The sequence below is a fragment of the Subtercola boreus genome (assembly GCF_003399635.1).
GTDB lineage: Bacteria > Actinomycetota > Actinomycetes > Actinomycetales > Microbacteriaceae > Subtercola > Subtercola boreus_B.
In genome coordinates this window covers 106,946-121,605 of the sequence record NZ_NBXB01000042.1, presented here as the reverse complement: position 1 = coordinate 121,605, position 14,660 = coordinate 106,946, and the positions used below count along the sequence as shown (strand labels likewise).

The window sequence follows — 14,660 nt, the reverse complement described above, 5'->3', positions numbered from 1 at the left end:
TCAGGCCCGTGCGCGGGGGCGTGTCGACCAAAGCGACACGGCGATGAGCAGCGGCTGGCCGAGCAGTCGGAGGGCGCGCTTGCGGTCGGAGTCGAGCCCGAAGGCGTCTCTGTGGTGCACGAGCTGCGCGATGTTGCCGGGGAACACGGCCACGAAGAACGCCGCCGCGATGCTGCCGACCGCCGTGCGGGTGCGCCCCCGTGTGAGCAGAAGCGCCGCGCCCAGGCCGATCTCCGCCACGCCGGAGGCGAGCACCGTCGTGTCGGTCTTCAGCGGCACGAATTCCGGCACCTGCGCGCGGAAGTCGTCGCGCGCGAAGGTGAGGTGGCTCGTGCCGGCGAAGACGAGGGCCCCGCCGAGCAGGACGCGGGCGATGGTGCGTGCGGGGGAACTCGATGCGCTGCGTCTCATCGCGCCATCCTACCGACGCTGCTTCCGTGCTGTCTCGGTTCCCTCTCACCAGCGCAACATGCGAAGTCTCGCGGCGACCTGGCCCAAGCGCGCTGCAATTTACCAGCAAGCTGTTGGCAAATTGCCGTGGGGGCACATCACCGTGATGCTCGACCGTCTCGAACATCAGCCTGCGCGCAATGGGTACGCCGCTGAAGCGGTCGTGCGCGGGTGGTCGCGCAACGTCCTGCTGAACCAGATCAAGAACCGCACGCTGGAGCTGTCGGGTTCTGCGCCGAGCAACTTCGAGTCCAGACTTCCATCGCTGGATTCCGAGCTCGCGCAGCAGATCGGATGGTCGAGACACTCCGGGAGTCGGGGCTGGGGTTCTATGTCGCCCTGGTCGACGACCAGCTCAGACGGGAGGCGCATGCGCCGACCGTCGGCATCCCCATCTGCGGAAGCCGCAACGATCACACGGTGCGGTACTCGCTCGGACGATCGGATTCCCCGATGGCCGTGGCGACCTACGCCTATGAGTCTTTGCCGCCTGAGGAGCAGGCAGCGCTTCCGGATGCCGACGCCCTCGCCTCGGTGCTCTGACGAGTGGGTGAGCAGTCTGTGACAAGCCGCAGACGGGGTGGCGGCAGTGGGTCACTGCTGGAGGACGCTCCGCACCGACGCGAGGTACGCGGCACTGTCGAAGGCGGGGAAGACGGCCGACTGCACGATGTACCCCTGGGCGAGCCCGACCGCCGCGGGCATCAGGGTCGCGGTCCACTCGCGTGCCGCGACCTCATCGAGGGACTCGTGTTCGACGGCCCACCTCATGAAGTAGTGGTCGAAGGCCTCCCTGATGTCGGCGAAGACCGTCCACAACAGTTCGCGCACCCCGTCTTCGACCATCGCCTGCGCCCAGACCTGAAGGAGGAGGGACGGCTTCGCGACATCGCCCGACAGTCCCGTCATCATGCGCGTGACCACCTCGGCGGGGGAGGGCGCCGACTCACCGGCCAGTTCGCGGAGGTCGGCTATCCGGTGTCCGATGACTTCGCGCGCAGCCGCCATCATGATGTCGTGCTTGCCCTCGAAGTGCCCGTAGATCGCGCCGGCCGAGAGCCCGGACTCCGCGATGATGTCGGACATGGATGTCGCGGCGAGCCCTCGCGCCTGGAAGCAACGGAGCGCCGCTGCCGTGATCTCGTCGCGCCGGGCTTCCCGATACTCGGCAGTAACTTTCGGCATCATCACCTCGTCAACTAAAAAAGAACATTCGTTCTTGACACCGAGTCTACGTCGACCGCATCATATAAAGAAGGAACGTTCTTTTTTGAAAGGCTCAGGATGACCGACAGCACGCTCGTGACAGCACCACCCTCTCCGACCCCCTGGCGCCGCATCATCGGCATCGGGGTTGCGCTCGCGGTGGTGGTCGGCGTCATCGTGCTCGCCTTCTCCTGGCCGTCTGTCACCTCGTCGGTCAAGAACATCCCACTCGCGGTCGTCGGCCCCGAGAGCGCCGTGACCCAGGTGGAGGCTGCTCTGACGGCGGCGTCGCCCGGCACCTTCGCTCTCGCCGGGGCGGAGGACCGAGCCGCAGCGGTTTCGAAGATCGAGTCCCGCGAGGTCTACGGCGCGATCGTGCTCGGCCCGTCACCCGAGGTGCTCACGTCGTCTGCCGCGAGCCCGGTTGTGAGCCAGTTGCTCGGTGGTCTGGCTCCGAGAATCCAGGCGCAACTCGCAGCAGCGACGGCAGCAACGGCAGCTGCCGGTGGCGGGTCGAGCCCTGCCGTGACCGTCATCGTCACCGATGTCGTGCCGCTCGCGGCATCCGACCCCCGCGGCTCCGGCCTGACCGCTGCGGCGTTCCCGCTCACGCTGGGTGGGATGCTCGGCGGAATCCTCGCCTCCATTCTGATTGTGGGGGCATGGCGCAGAGTCGTCGCGATCACGGTCTACGTGGTGGTGGCAGGGATTGCGCTCGAGGCGATTCTCGGGGGCTGGTTCGGCGCCCTGCAGGGGAACTATTTCGTGAACGCCGGAGCCATCGCGCTGACGCTGCTCGCGGTGAGCGCGACGATCGTGGGTGTCGCGTCGCTTGTCGGGCGGGCGGGCATCGCGGTGGGGCCGGTGCTGTTCCTGCTCATTGCGAACCCGATCTCGTCGGCAACCCAGCCGCTCGAATTCCTGCCGCAACCATGGGGCGCTGTCGGCCAGTGGTTCCCGCCGGGAGCCGGCTCGACGCTGCTCCGCGACCTCTCCTACTTCCCTGCCGCGAACCTGCTCTTCCCCTGGCTCGTGGTGGCCGGGTGGGCGGCGCTCGGTATCGTGCTGGCGCTGGCGGGTCACTTCCGTGAGGGTGTGCGGGCCCGGTTCACCAACGAGGAACCGCCGGTCCGCGCCGGGCACACCGGGGAGGGCGCGCACGCAGCTCACGCGGCCCACGCGCACCCGGCGCACGCGGCCTGACCGGCCCGCCCAAGTGGTGGTGTCGGGCGGCGGGGTGTCGGGCGGCGGGAGGTCAGGCGTCGCCGTCAGGCGGCGGAGCCGCCGGCGACCGCGTAGCTCCAGAGCTCGCTGCTGACGCCGACGTGGGCCGGCGCGGGCTGGCCGGAGCGCTCGGCTTCGCTGCGGTGGCCGTGGCCGAAGGCGGGGGAGCTCACCCAGGCCTGGAAGGACTCCTCGTCGCTCCACCGGGTGACGACGAGCCAGGTGGTGCGGTCATCCAGAGGCTTCAGAAGTTCGAATCCCTCGAAGCCGGCCTGGCCGTCGACAGCGCCGGCTCGTGCGGCGAAACGGTGGGCGAGTTCGTCGCCGCTGTCGGCGGACACGGTGATGGCGTTGATCTTGATGACGGTCACGGGGTTACATCCATTCTGCGAGGCGGCGCGGTCTGCGTGTGATCCATCGTCGCACCCGCTGCTGGGAGTGCGCGGCCTCGGGCCGGGTGTGGCCGTCCGATGCATGCCTGGCGGATCACTGGTCGAAGCGCCCGAGGGCATCCTGGACGACCTCGCGATCGGTGCGGCTCACAGCGGCACGGCCTCAGCCCGCACGCTGTCGGCCAGATTCGTTCGGAGGCTGGTGCTCGGAACCACGTCGACCGGGGCGCCGACAATTTCGGTCGCAGCGGCTTCGAGGCGAGAGAGGCCGAACAGGCCGACCGGTTTGGCGAAGTCGACAAGCAGATCCACGTCAGAATCGGGCCCGTCTTCTCCCCGGGTGAGACTCCCGAAAACCCGGACATTCCGGCCGCCGGCCGACGCCAGAAGGCTGAGGAGCGGTTTACGATGCGACACCAGCGTCTGCGCCAACGCCGTGTGCCCGTGAAATCGAAGCAGTCGTGATACTTCAGGTTGGCTGCGACCGATCGCTTCACCGATCTGCCGCTGAGAGAGGCCTGCCGCTGCCCCTGAGCGGGCGCTCTCGACAAGCAGTTTTCGGGACTGCGCGTGCAGTTCATCCGCCCTGCGCGCAGTGGCTCGCAGTCGAGACAGTGCTTCACGGTCGGGCATATAGCACATGCTATCACCTGCTGCTGGGAGTGCGCGGCCTCGGGTCGGGGTGAACTCAGAAGTGGGTCAGGCCGTTGCCGGCGATCACGGCGCCGACGAGCACACTGACGGCGATGCTCAGAACGCGGCTGTGGGCGGCGAGGCGCGAGCGTGCGCTGGTGAGCCAGGCGGTCGCGCGGGCCGGATCGACGACCGTGAAAATGACGGGCCCGGCCGAGCCGCGCGAAGAGGCCTGGTCCCCTCTTCGCCTTCGCAGCCGGCGGGTGGACGGCGGACGGCCATCAGGATGCCGCGTGCAATCAGAATCGCACCCAGCACGACCTCGATCACCGCCACCACAGGGTTGTGGGCGCGTTCGGCGGGCAGAAGCGGGTGCCCGATCCCCGCAGCCAGGGCGAGAGTCACCAGGGAGGTGCCGGCGGTGAACCCGATGGCGTGGGCGGTGCCGTTCGCCCGGGCTCTCCTCGAGAGCAGCACAACCGTGACCAGGGCGATCGGCACAGAGCTGAACGCCCCCGCTATGGCGAGGGGAAGCAGGAGGCCGATGGTCGCCAGAACGTCCACGGTTGCCGACCTTCATGTGTGATCCGACCATAGGGTGCGCCCGTCACGATCACGACGATGATCGCCCCGAGCACCAGCCCGAAGACTGCCGACAAGGCGGTGTCGGCGAACCACGCGTCGACGGGCCCAGCGGCTTCGATCGCATGGGTGACGACGTGCACGAGGTCGTACGGGGCGTGCCAGAACGTCTCGGCCAGGTTTGCGATCACCAGGTGGCCACCCACCCAGAGCATGGCGACCGTTCCGATGACGCTGATCACCTGAAAGACGGCGGGCATCGATGTCTACAACGAGAAGGACGGCCGCCGCGGGCGCTCCGGGAGCTCTCGGCGGCCAGCGCGTCGCGCACGAACGGCTGCATCTTCTGCGCCTCGGCGCATTCGCGGTTCGCGGCGTACCACTCCAAGCGCCCGGATGACGTGCAGCGCCTGCTCGAGGACGGCACTTCCGCTCCGCAGGAGGATGCCGCGTGGCGAGCCGTGATCGACGCCTCGGTGGCACTGACGACCACGCCGAACACGTTCGATGCGTCGCACGTGGGGGACCCATATCGCTCCATGGTCGCCCATCCACCGCGATATGGGTCCCCTCGCCACCGCGAGGCCCGGGTCTGGCGCGCGCTCGAGGGTCAGTTCGAACGGAGGTGGCGCCTCCTACGGGTGAGGCCGAGCGTCAGGGCGCCTCCGAGAAGCAGCTCGAGGCCGGCGAGGCCGCTCGCGGCGGCGCCATCCATTCCCGTTGCGGCCAGCTCGGGGTTCGAGCCGCCGGCGACGGCCGTCGCAGACGGTGAAGGTGCCGCGGTCGGACCGGCGGTCGCGGTTGCAGTTGGCTCGGGAGTGGGCGTCGGAGTCGGCGTCACCGTGATGGCGTGCACCAGCTCAGGCGTCGTCGAAGGTGCGACGCGGTGCAGGGTGGCCTGCTCGTAGTCGTACGACATCGACAGCAGCTCGGCGTCATGACTTCGCTGGGCGACGAGCTCGAGACCAGCGGATTCGCCGGTCGACGTGAAGCCAGCCGGCAGAGACACCGACGGCACACCCGTGTTCGCGCCGACGTCGCAGAACGTCGTACCCGACCAGTCCGGCGTCGCGGATCCCGCGCTCGTGGGCATGGCCAGCGCGTCGAGGTCGTGGTCGACGAAATAGGCGTCCATCGCCTTCTTGCCCGCCTCCTGATCGGCGATCGCCTGGTCGTAGGTCGGGTTCGGTATGTCAGCACCGGCCAGGAAGAAGTCGATGTCTCCCTGCGTGAGCGACGACTTTCCGTCGGCGATCACGTCTTCGAAGGTGAGCTTGTCCGTCGGCTCCGCCAGTGCGGCGAGGCCCTCGGGCCAGGTCGCTTCGGTGGTGGCGAAGAACGAGGCGATGCTCGAGCGCATGTCGGTGTAGCCGGCACTCTTCAGAGTGCCCGAGACGAAGGCGTGGTTGAAGTCGGGCACGGGCACGATCTCGGCGCCCTGGGCCTTCAGGTCGGCGACAGCCTGGTCGAAGAGCGCGATCTGCTCGGCGAAACCGGGGCGGGCCTGCTCGGCGGCGGTGTAGTCGTACTGTACGTAGCCGATGCGCTTGCCTTCGAGGGCGGTGTCGCTGAGGCCGGCCACGTACTGGTCGGTTTGCTGCTGGTTGGCGATGACGGTTCGAGGGTCGGCCGGGTCGTAGCCGGCCAGCACCTCCATCAGCAGGGCAGCATCCGTCACGGTCTTGGTCATCGGGCCGGAGACGTCCTGCGGCGCGCTCAGCGGCAGAACGCCCGCGACGCTGGTGAGCCCCATCGTGGGGCGGTAGCCGACGAGGCTCTCGTGGGCGCTCGGGCCGACGATCGAGCCGCAGGTGTCGGTGCCGAGACCGGCGGGGCCGAAACTCGCCGCGACGGCCGCGCCCGTTCCTCCGCTGGAGCCGCTGGCGCTGTTGGCCTGGTTGTATGCGTTGTTTGTGCGCCCACGCTCAGAGCTGAGGGTGTAGGTGCCGTGCCAGGCGAACTCGGACATGTTCGTCTTCGCCAGGATGATCGCGCCGGCGTCCCGCAGCCGTGCGACCGCGGTCGAGTCGAGCTTCGTCTGGTAGGTGCGGAGTGAGACGCTGCCGGCGGTCGTCGGCATGTCGAACGTCGCGTAGTTGTCTTTCACCAGGATGGGCACACCGTGCAGCGGGCCGCGGAGCTGGCCGGCCGCGCGTTCGGCGTCGAGCGTCGCCGCGGTCGCCAGAGCTTCGGGGTTCTCGCGGATGATCGCCGCCAGCCCGGGCTGTGATCCGTAGGGGGTGTCGTAGGCCGCGATGCGGTCGAGGTACTCCTGCGTCAGCGCGACAGACGTCGTCTCGCCCGACGCGAGCAGCGCGAGGATGTCGGTGACGCTGAGGTCGACGACGTCAGGTGCTGCAGTGACGGGTGCTGCAGTGACAGGTGACGCGGCGGTCGGAGTGGCGAACACAGCCGGTGCGAGGGCGGCGGAGCTGACGACAAAGCCGGCGCAGATGGCGGTCACGGCGGCGGCGCGGGAGAACGACCGCAGGGAGGAGCTTCGAGGGGGCAACGCGGATCCAAACTCTGAGAGAACTGACAGTAGATGTCAGTTTCGCTCAGGCAGGTTTCCCGGGTGTTTCAGAAGGGCGTCGTTCGCGTGACCGTCGGGCGGTCATCCGCTCGTCGGAGCGCTGACCTTCCGGCCACGCCTCAGGATGCGCGACACGCCCGCCATGATGGCGACGACGATCGCGCCGAGCACCAGCCCGAAGATGGCCCACAGCGCGGTGTCGGCGATCCACACGACGACGGGCCCGGCCGCTTCGATCGCATGGGTGACCACGTGTACGAGATCGTACGGCGCGTGCCAGAACGTCTCGGCCAGGTTCGCGATCACCAGATGACCGCCCACCCAGAGCATCGCGACCGTTCTGACGACGCTGATCACGCGGAAGACGGCGGGCATCGACGCGACGATCCGAGCGCCGGTGCGGCGCACGCGCCTCGCCGGGTTCTTCATGAGTCGCAAGCCGATGTCGTCGATCTTGACCAGCAGCGCGACCGCGCCGTAGACCAGTGCCGTCATACCGAGGCCGATCACGATGAGGGCGGCCAGCGTCATCCAGATTCCGAAGCCGGGGTCGAGGCTCGCCAGCGCGACGACCATCCGCGACACGAAGAAGCTCTGACCCTGCTTCACTCTGAACCGCTGGTGGGCTCTTCGTCCCTGTATGGCGAGACGATCGGTTCGGGCGAGCCGCTGCTCCTACTGCACGGGGCTTCGCCTCGCTCGAACCGCTGCGTCCGCTCGCGCTGGCGCTCGCCGCCGACTTCGAGGTGCACATGTACGAGCGCCCCGGCCACGGGCGTACGCCCGGCCGGCCGGGGCCCTACGGCTACGACGAGATGGTTCTGGATGCCCTCACCTTTCTCGATGCGTCGGGCGGCGGTCACCGCGCCCGCTGTCATCGTGTCGGGCGACCGCGACGCCATCCGCGTCGACCACAGCGCGCTGATCGCCGCGTCGATCCCGGATGCCCGGTACCCGCCGTTGCGCGGATCGCTCGACGCCCGCCGCCCTGCCCAATTCAGGCAGAGCGGCAGTCCGTCGGCCATCTCGACGCCGCAGGTCGTTTTGCCTGAATTGTGGCCGCAAGCGGACATGTCCGCAAGAGAAGCGTGGCGGTGGCGGTGGCGGTGGCGGTCAGGAGACTGAGAAATCTCACGCTCACTCTGGTGGAGAACTCTGCGTTCTCGCCGGCACGAGTCGTGATTCCGCCCACCGGCTGGACCGTCTCGGGGGCTGGCGCCGGTTGCATCATCACCGTCGTTGCGCCACCCGGGCTCACCGCGGGCACGAAGGGTTTCACCGTCGACTTCGGCGGACTGTCGCAGAACTGGACCGTCGCGGCCACGTGGACGGAGAGCGACGCCTCGGGTTGGTGTTGGGGAGGCGGTCCCTGGTGGCAGGCACCTTCGATTTCGTCTTCGGCTCCGGAACCACCGATGTCACGGTCGTCCCCAGTGGATCACAGCTGCGGCGGGTTCCACGCCGATCCGGCCTGCCGTGCCGCTGAAGATCACGGCCGTCTGACCCCGCACGCGCGGGTGAGGGTCGTGGCGCGATGCCTCCGTTCGGCGAAGCGGTGCGCCGCTTCTACGCGAAGTAGGCCACGTTCTCCGAGCGAGCCGGCCGGGCCGAATACTGGTGGCGGGTGCTTGTCGCCGCCATTGTGAGCTCGGTGCTCTCGACGATCACCCAGGCCAGCGGAATCGGGCGACTGGATGCGAACGGAGCCATGACCGACCCGGGCCCGTTCGACGTGGTGATCGCACTCGTCTCGGCCGTGTGGAGCCTCTCGATCATCGTTCCGACGATCGCCCTGACGATGCGTCGCCTGCACGACACGAACCATTCGGGCTGGTGGGTTCTCGTCGGTCTGATCCCGCTCGTCGGCGGGATCGTGCTACTGGTGTTCACCCTGTCTGCGCCGGTGCCGGCCGGCGAACGGTTCGACCTGCAGGCGGGCTGACGCCAGGCACCGGGCGCTCAGCCCGCGAAGGGTCGCGCCTCCACGCCGCGCACACCGGTCTGCGCCTTGAAGAGTGAGCCGGCGGCGGGCTCCTCGTCTGCTGCGAGGTGCTCCCGTGACGTCGTGATGAACAGCGTGCTGCGGTCGGGCCCGCCGAGACAGCACGACGTCACCTTCGAGACGGGCAGTTCGATCACGTCGACGAGGATGCCGCGGCTGTCGTAGTGGTGCACGGCGCCGCCGCCGTAGAGGGCGACCCAGACGCCGTCGAGTTCGTCGACCCAGAGCCCGTCGGGGAACCCCCGGCCCTCCTCGATCGCGACGAAGGGGCGACGGTTGGAGAGGGTGGAGTCCTCGCCGACATCGAACACATCGACGCGCCGGGTCTCCGAGTCGATGTAGTACATCCGATCCCCGGAGGCCGTGAAACCGAGCCCATTCGACGTCGTCACGTCGCCCCAGAGGCGCTCGGTGCTTCCGTCGGCGTTCAGGCGGAACATCTCGCCGCTGCCCTGATCTCCGGCGTACGCGAGGGTGCCGCAGAGCATCCGTCCGTGCGGATCGCAGCCGCCCTCGTTGAAGCGCCGCAGGTCGTCCTGCCAGAGCGGTGGGGTTGCGAACTCCTGCGTGTCGCCCCGCCAGAGCGTGAACTCGCGTTCGGTCACGACGAGCATGCCGCCGTTCCGCCGGGGCCGCACGGCCGCTGCGATGGGGGAGCCCACGGGCATCCGGCTGACTGCTCCGGTCTCCGGATGAAGCGACAGCACGGCCCCGGCGAGCATGTCGACCCACTTGAGTCCGCCCCACAGGTCGCTCCAGACGGCGCCCTCGCCATGGTGTGTCACGGGGTCGGTGAGTTGGTCAGCCATCGCCATGTGACCAGTGTCTTCCATGGCAACGCGATTCTGAGAGGAGACACATTTGTTACCAATTCGTTATCGGGTCGACGTGACCCCCCGAATGGGGGTCTGACCAGCGTTTTGGCTGGCCAGGGCGCGACCCATCGCCGAACTTCGAACGGCCGGTACACGGTTCGGTAATGCGGAGTTCACATGAATCACGCAGGCTCCTCGGAGGCGCACCGAAGGGTTGCGCGAGATCCGACACCGAGGAGACCACCCGAATGCGCCACAGATCCGCCAGGCGATCCCAGCTCAGCATCGCCGTCCTTACCGCCCTCGGGCTGGCCGTCGCACCCCTCGCGGCCGCACCCGCCCTCGCCAACACCGCCGGCACGGGCGTGGTCATCAACGAGGCGTACCTCAACGGTGGCAGCGTCGGAGCGACCTACCTCAACAAGTTCGTCGAGCTCTACAACCCCACGAACGCCCCGATCTCGTTGTCGTCGATGTCGCTGCAGTACCGGTCGGCCACGGGCACCGCCAACCCCACCGCGACGCTGCCGCTCACCGGCACCATCGCCGCGAAGGGCCACTACCTCATCGGCGGTTCCTCGAACGCGGCGAACGGTGCTGCCCTCCCGGCCCCCGACCAGACGCTCGGCGCTTCATTCGCCGCAGGCGGCGGAACCCTTTTCCTCGCGAACCAGACCACCGCGCTGACCGCACCGCCCACCGGATCGGTCACGGGCAACGCCGCTGTCGTCGACCTGCTCGGCTACGGCACGTCGAACACCTTCGAGACGCTGGCGGCTCCCGCGGCATCCGTCACCACCTCGCTCGCCCGGAGCGGCAGCGGGGCAGACAGCGACAGCAACGCGTCCGACTTCGCGGCCGGGGCTCCGACTCCGCAGAACGCGGCCTCAGACGCGGGCACGCCGACCCCGACGGATCCGCCGACCCCGACGGATCCGCCGACACCGACCGATCCGCCGACCCCGACGGATCCGCCCACCACCGGCACCCCGACCCCCGGCGACACCGTCACGATCGCCCAGATCCAGGGCACCACCGACGCGACCCCGCTGGCCGGCCAGACCGTCACCACGACCGGTGTCGTCACCGCGAGCTACCCCACGGGCGGCTTCAACGGATACTTCATCCAGACCCCCGGCACCGGCGGAACCCGCGACTTCAGCACGCAGAAAGCCTCAGACGGCCTCTACGTGTTCTCCGCGGCGACGGTCGGCCAGGCCGCCATCGGCAGCCACGTGCAGGTCACTGGCGTCGTCTCCGAGTTCTCGGGACTCACCGAGCTGACCGTCAACGCAGGCGGGCTCACGGTGCTGAACGACGCGGTCGCCCCGCCCGTGCCCGTCACCAACGAGCTGCCGACGGATGCCCTGCAGCGCGAGTCGCTCGAGGGCATGCTGCTCGCCCCTGCCGGCGACTTCACCGTCACCGACAACTACGACACGAACTTCTACGCGTCGATCGTGCTCGCGCAGGGCACGAAACCGCTCGACACCCCCACCGCGGTCACCGAACCCGGCAGTGCCGAGTACACCGCACTGGTCGCGGCCAACGCGGCGCGGAGTGTCACGCTCGACGACGGTTCGAGCCTGAACTTCAACACCGCAGCCAACAAGGCGACACCACTGCCGTACCTGTCGACCACGAACCCGGTGCGGATCGGCGCTGCGGCGACGCTCACCAAGCCCGTCGTGCTCGACTACCGGTTCGGCACCTGGAACTTCCAGCCGACCCAGCAGCTCACCGCCCTGAACGCTGCCACCGTTCAGCCCGCCACGTTCGCGAACACCCGCACCGCGGCCCCGGCCAACGTGGGCGGCGACGCGACGCTCGCCTCGTTCAACGTGCTGAACTACTTCACCACCACCGGTGACTCGATCGCCGGATGCACGTACTACACCGACCGCGCCGGAAACCCGAACACGGTCAACAGTGGCTGCGACGCCCGGGGGGCTGCGAACGCCGACGACCTCGAGCGCCAGCAGGCGAAGATCGTCTCGGCGATCAACGCACTCGACGCCGACGTGGTGTCGCTGGAGGAGATCGAGAACTCGGCCCGCTTCGGCAAGCCCCGTGACACCGCCCTGTCGACCCTCGTGGCGGCGCTGAACGGCGCTGCCGGTGCGGGCACCTGGGCGTTCGTTCCGTCACCTGCCACGCTGCCGGCGACGGAGGACGTCATCCGCACGGCGTTCATCTACAAGCCCGCCGTGCTCGAGACCGTGGGCGCGTCGAGCATTCTGGATGATCCTGCCTTCGTCAACGCCCGCCAGCCGCTCGCCCAGGCGTTCAAACTGAAGGGCGGGGCCGATTCGACCTCGTTCCTCGCGATCGTGAACCACTTCAAGTCGAAGGGTTCCGGCTCGGGAGTCGACGCCGACCAGGGCGACGGCCAGGGGGCGTCCAATGCCTCCCGCGTCAACCAGGCGAAGGCCCTCGTCGCGTTCGCCGACACGCTGAAGGCGTCGTCGAAGATCGACCGTGTGCTGCTCGACGGCGACTTCAACGCCTACCTGAAGGAAGACCCGATCGACGTGCTCGTCGCGGCCGGTTACGTCGACCTCGGCTCCACCACGGGCAAGGCGACCTACGCCTTCGACGGCGCGGTCGGTTCGCTCGACCACCTGTTCGCGAACTCGGCCGCCAACACGTCGGTGAACTCCGTCGACGTGTGGAACATCAACTCGGTCGAGTCGATTGCCCTGGAGTACAGCCGCAACAACTACAACGCGACCGACTTCTACCAGGCGAACCCGTACCGGTCGAGCGACCACGATCCCCTCGTCGTCGGACTGAACCTGGCGCCGAAGGCCGACGTCGTCGACCTCAACCTGCTGAACATCAACGACTTCCACGGTCGGATCGACGCCAACACCGTCAAGTTCGCCGGAACCGTCGAGCAGCTGAAAGCCGAGAAAGGCGACGGCTCGAGCCTTCTGCTGAGCGACGGCGACAACATCGGCGCGAGCCTGTTCGCCTCCTCGTCGCAGCAGGACAAGCCCACGATCGACGTACTGAACGCCCTCGGCCTCACAGCGTCGGCGGTCGGCAACCACGAGTTCGACCAGGGTCTCAGTGACCTGACTGGCCGGGTGACGGATGCCGCGAACTGGGACTACCTGGGTGCGAACGTCTACCTCAAGGGCACGACCACGCCGGCACTGCCGGAATACAAGGTCGTCACCGTGAACGGGGTGCGCATCGCCATCATCGGTGCGGTCACCGTCGAGACGCCCACGCTGGTGTCGCCCGCCGGGATCGCCTCGCTCGATTTCGGTGACCCCGTCGCCGCCGTCAACCGGGTGGTCGCGAACCTCGAGGCCACGGATGCGGCCGACGTGTTCGTCGCCGAGTACCACGAGGGTGCCGGCGCCGGAACGCCCGACGGCGCGAGCCTCGAGCAGGAGGTCGGGATGACCGACAGCGCCTTCTCGAAGATCGTCACTCAGACCAGCGCTGACGTCGACGCCATCTTCACAGGCCACACCCACAAGCAGTACTCGTGGGACGCCCCGATCCCTGGCCAGGCCGGCAAGACCCGCCCGGTGCTCCAGACCGGCAGCTACGGCGAGAACATCGGCCAGGTCGTGCTGAGCGTCGACCGCAACGCGGATGACGCGGTCGTGAAGTACACCGCCCGGAACGTGCCGCGCACCACGGTCGCCGACACCACCCTGGTGGCGACGTACCCGCGCGTGGCCGAGGTGAAGACGATCGTCGACGCCGCCATCGCGAGCGCCGCGACCATCGGCAACAAGCCGGTCGCGTCCATCACGAAGGACATCACGACCGCGTTCACAGCGAACGGAACGGTCCGGGATGACCGGGCCAGCGAATCCACGCTCGGCAATCTCGTCGCCGATTCACTCGTGTCGGCTCTCGCTCCGGCGAACCTCGGCGGTGCCGAGATCGGCGTGGTCAACCCCGGAGGGCTCCGAAGCGACCTGCTCTACAGGTCCTCCTCGGTCGGTGAGGGCGATGGCGTGGTGACCTACGCCGAAGCCAACGCCGTGCTGCCGTTCGTGAACAACCTGTACACGACGACGCTGACCGGGGCGCAGTTCAAGACTGTGCTCGAGCAGCAGTGGCAGACGGATGCGGCGGGCACCGTGCCTTCTCGTCCGTTCCTGGCCCTCGGCCTGTCGAAGAACGTGACGTACACGTACGACGCCAGTCGGGCATCCGGTGACCGCATCACCTCCGTCACCGTGAACGGTGCGCCTCTGGATGCCCGGAAGGCCTACCGCATCGGATCGTTCAGCTTCCTCGTGCAGGGCGGCGACAACTTCCGCGAGTTCACCAAGGGGGCGAACACCCGCGACTCGGGCCTGATCGACCGGGATGCGTGGATCAGCTACCTCGCGGCGAAGAGCCCAGTGTCACCGGCGTTCGACCGTCGCGGGGTCTCGCTGACCGGTGCGCCGACGGCCGCGGTCGTCGCGGGCAGCACGGTGACGCTGAAGCTGTCGAAACTCGACCTGACGTCGCTCGGCAGCCCGGTCACCACGAAGGTGACCACGACGCTGGCGGGCAACACCGCCTCTGGCACCGTCACCGCCGTGAGCGGGGGCGCTGCCACCGTGACCTACACGATCCCCGCGAACGCCTCCGGCGCGAGCACGATCGTGATCACGGCCAAGGAGTCGGGCACCACGGTGCGTGTGCCGGTAACGGTCACGCCGAAGGCGGTCACCCCGCCGCCGGTCGACCCGTTCACCGCCTGGCTGCAGGCCGTGGCGGCGGCGCTCTACGCGTACTACGTTGCGCTGCTGAAGGCGCTGTTCCCGTGGCTCGCCTGAGGTACTGAGGCAGCGACGCTGACTGCG

Annotated in this window: 13 protein-coding genes and 3 pseudogenes; 6 read left to right on the top strand and 10 right to left on the bottom strand. The window is 68.4% G+C overall.

Features of this window, described 5'->3' with window-relative positions; all coding sequences use genetic code 11:
- On the bottom strand, nucleotides 1–411 hold the full coding sequence (locus B7R22_RS16435; RefSeq protein ID WP_116412766.1) for a DoxX family protein: 411 nt from the start codon (nucleotides 409–411) through the stop codon (nucleotides 1–3).
- On the opposite strand from B7R22_RS16435, the pseudogene B7R22_RS20330 reads away from it, so the two are divergent.
- Nucleotides 374–604, top strand: a pseudogene (locus B7R22_RS20330) (hypothetical protein); the annotation flags it as partial. The gene B7R22_RS16435 and the pseudogene B7R22_RS20330 overlap by 38 nt on opposite strands.
- A gap of 140 nt (nucleotides 605–744) precedes the next feature.
- The gene (locus tag B7R22_RS19955; protein WP_253259139.1) at nucleotides 745–993 is read left to right on the top strand and encodes a PDDEXK nuclease domain-containing protein; all 249 of its coding nucleotides are present in this window, start codon (nucleotides 745–747) and stop codon (nucleotides 991–993) included.
- 51 nt (nucleotides 994–1,044) lie between these two features.
- Here B7R22_RS19955 and B7R22_RS16425 read toward each other — a convergent pair whose 3' ends face one another.
- Nucleotides 1,045–1,635 carry a TetR/AcrR family transcriptional regulator gene (locus B7R22_RS16425; RefSeq protein WP_172582499.1) on the bottom strand — a complete coding sequence of 197 codons (591 nt, stop codon included), beginning with the start codon at nucleotides 1,633–1,635 and terminating at the stop codon, nucleotides 1,045–1,047.
- Between the two features lie 99 nt (nucleotides 1,636–1,734).
- Here B7R22_RS16425 and B7R22_RS16420 point away from each other — a divergent pair, with 99 nt between their 5' ends.
- On the top strand, nucleotides 1,735–2,859 hold the full coding sequence (locus B7R22_RS16420) for a hypothetical protein (RefSeq protein ID WP_116412764.1): 1,125 nt from the start codon (nucleotides 1,735–1,737) through the stop codon (nucleotides 2,857–2,859).
- A gap of 65 nt (nucleotides 2,860–2,924) precedes the next feature.
- On the opposite strand, the gene B7R22_RS16415 is transcribed toward B7R22_RS16420, so the two are convergent.
- From B7R22_RS16415 to B7R22_RS16400, 4 genes are all read right to left on the bottom strand, one after another.
- A complete protein-coding gene (locus B7R22_RS16415; RefSeq protein ID WP_116412763.1) occupies nucleotides 2,925–3,251 on the bottom strand; it encodes an antibiotic biosynthesis monooxygenase family protein in 327 nt (108 codons plus the stop codon).
- 168 nt (nucleotides 3,252–3,419) lie between these two features.
- Entirely contained in the window at nucleotides 3,420–3,905 is a 486-nt protein-coding gene (locus B7R22_RS20140) for a nucleotidyltransferase family protein (protein ID WP_116412762.1), read from the bottom strand.
- 117 nt (nucleotides 3,906–4,022) lie between these two features.
- The gene (locus tag B7R22_RS16405) at nucleotides 4,023–4,469 is read right to left on the bottom strand and encodes a GAP family protein (RefSeq protein WP_116412761.1); all 447 of its coding nucleotides are present in this window, start codon (nucleotides 4,467–4,469) and stop codon (nucleotides 4,023–4,025) included.
- Complete coding sequence (locus tag B7R22_RS16400; protein ID WP_116412760.1) at nucleotides 4,424–4,747, bottom strand: DUF808 family protein; 324 nt, start codon at nucleotides 4,745–4,747, stop codon at nucleotides 4,424–4,426. Before B7R22_RS16400 ends, B7R22_RS16405 begins: the two co-directional genes overlap by 46 nt.
- Between B7R22_RS16400 and B7R22_RS16395 the strand changes: the two are divergent.
- Nucleotides 4,646–4,936, top strand: a pseudogene (locus tag B7R22_RS16395) (carboxymuconolactone decarboxylase family protein); the annotation flags it as partial. The gene B7R22_RS16400 and the pseudogene B7R22_RS16395 sit on opposite strands and share 102 nt — an antisense overlap.
- A 161-nt stretch (nucleotides 4,937–5,097) precedes the next feature.
- On the opposite strand, the gene B7R22_RS16390 reads toward B7R22_RS16395, so the two are convergent.
- From B7R22_RS16390 to B7R22_RS16380, 3 genes are all read right to left on the bottom strand, one after another.
- Nucleotides 5,098–6,999, bottom strand: a complete 1,902-nt coding sequence (locus B7R22_RS16390; protein ID WP_172582497.1) for an amidase — start codon at nucleotides 6,997–6,999, stop codon at nucleotides 5,098–5,100.
- A 102-nt stretch (nucleotides 7,000–7,101) separates the two neighbouring features.
- The gene (locus B7R22_RS16385) at nucleotides 7,102–7,629 is read right to left on the bottom strand and encodes a DUF808 family protein (RefSeq protein WP_253259137.1); all 528 of its coding nucleotides are present in this window, start codon (nucleotides 7,627–7,629) and stop codon (nucleotides 7,102–7,104) included.
- Entirely contained in the window at nucleotides 7,626–8,093 is a 468-nt protein-coding gene (locus B7R22_RS16380) for a hypothetical protein (RefSeq protein WP_147305428.1), read from the bottom strand. Before B7R22_RS16380 ends, B7R22_RS16385 begins: the two co-directional genes overlap by 4 nt.
- Before the next feature lie 518 nt (nucleotides 8,094–8,611).
- On the opposite strand from B7R22_RS16380, the pseudogene B7R22_RS16375 reads away from it, so the two are divergent.
- Nucleotides 8,612–8,962: pseudogene (locus B7R22_RS16375) on the top strand (DUF805 domain-containing protein); the annotation flags it as partial.
- Between the two features lie 17 nt (nucleotides 8,963–8,979).
- On the opposite strand, the gene B7R22_RS16370 reads toward B7R22_RS16375, so the two are convergent.
- The gene (locus B7R22_RS16370) at nucleotides 8,980–9,837 is read right to left on the bottom strand and encodes an SMP-30/gluconolactonase/LRE family protein (protein ID WP_116412756.1); all 858 of its coding nucleotides are present in this window, start codon (nucleotides 9,835–9,837) and stop codon (nucleotides 8,980–8,982) included.
- Nucleotides 9,838–10,085: 248 nt separating this feature from the next.
- On the opposite strand from B7R22_RS16370, the gene B7R22_RS16365 reads away from it, so the two are divergent.
- Nucleotides 10,086–14,633: an ExeM/NucH family extracellular endonuclease gene (locus B7R22_RS16365; protein ID WP_116412755.1), complete on the top strand. Its 4,548-nt coding sequence runs from the start codon at nucleotides 10,086–10,088 to the stop codon at nucleotides 14,631–14,633.
- Nucleotides 14,634–14,660 lie beyond the last annotated feature (27 nt).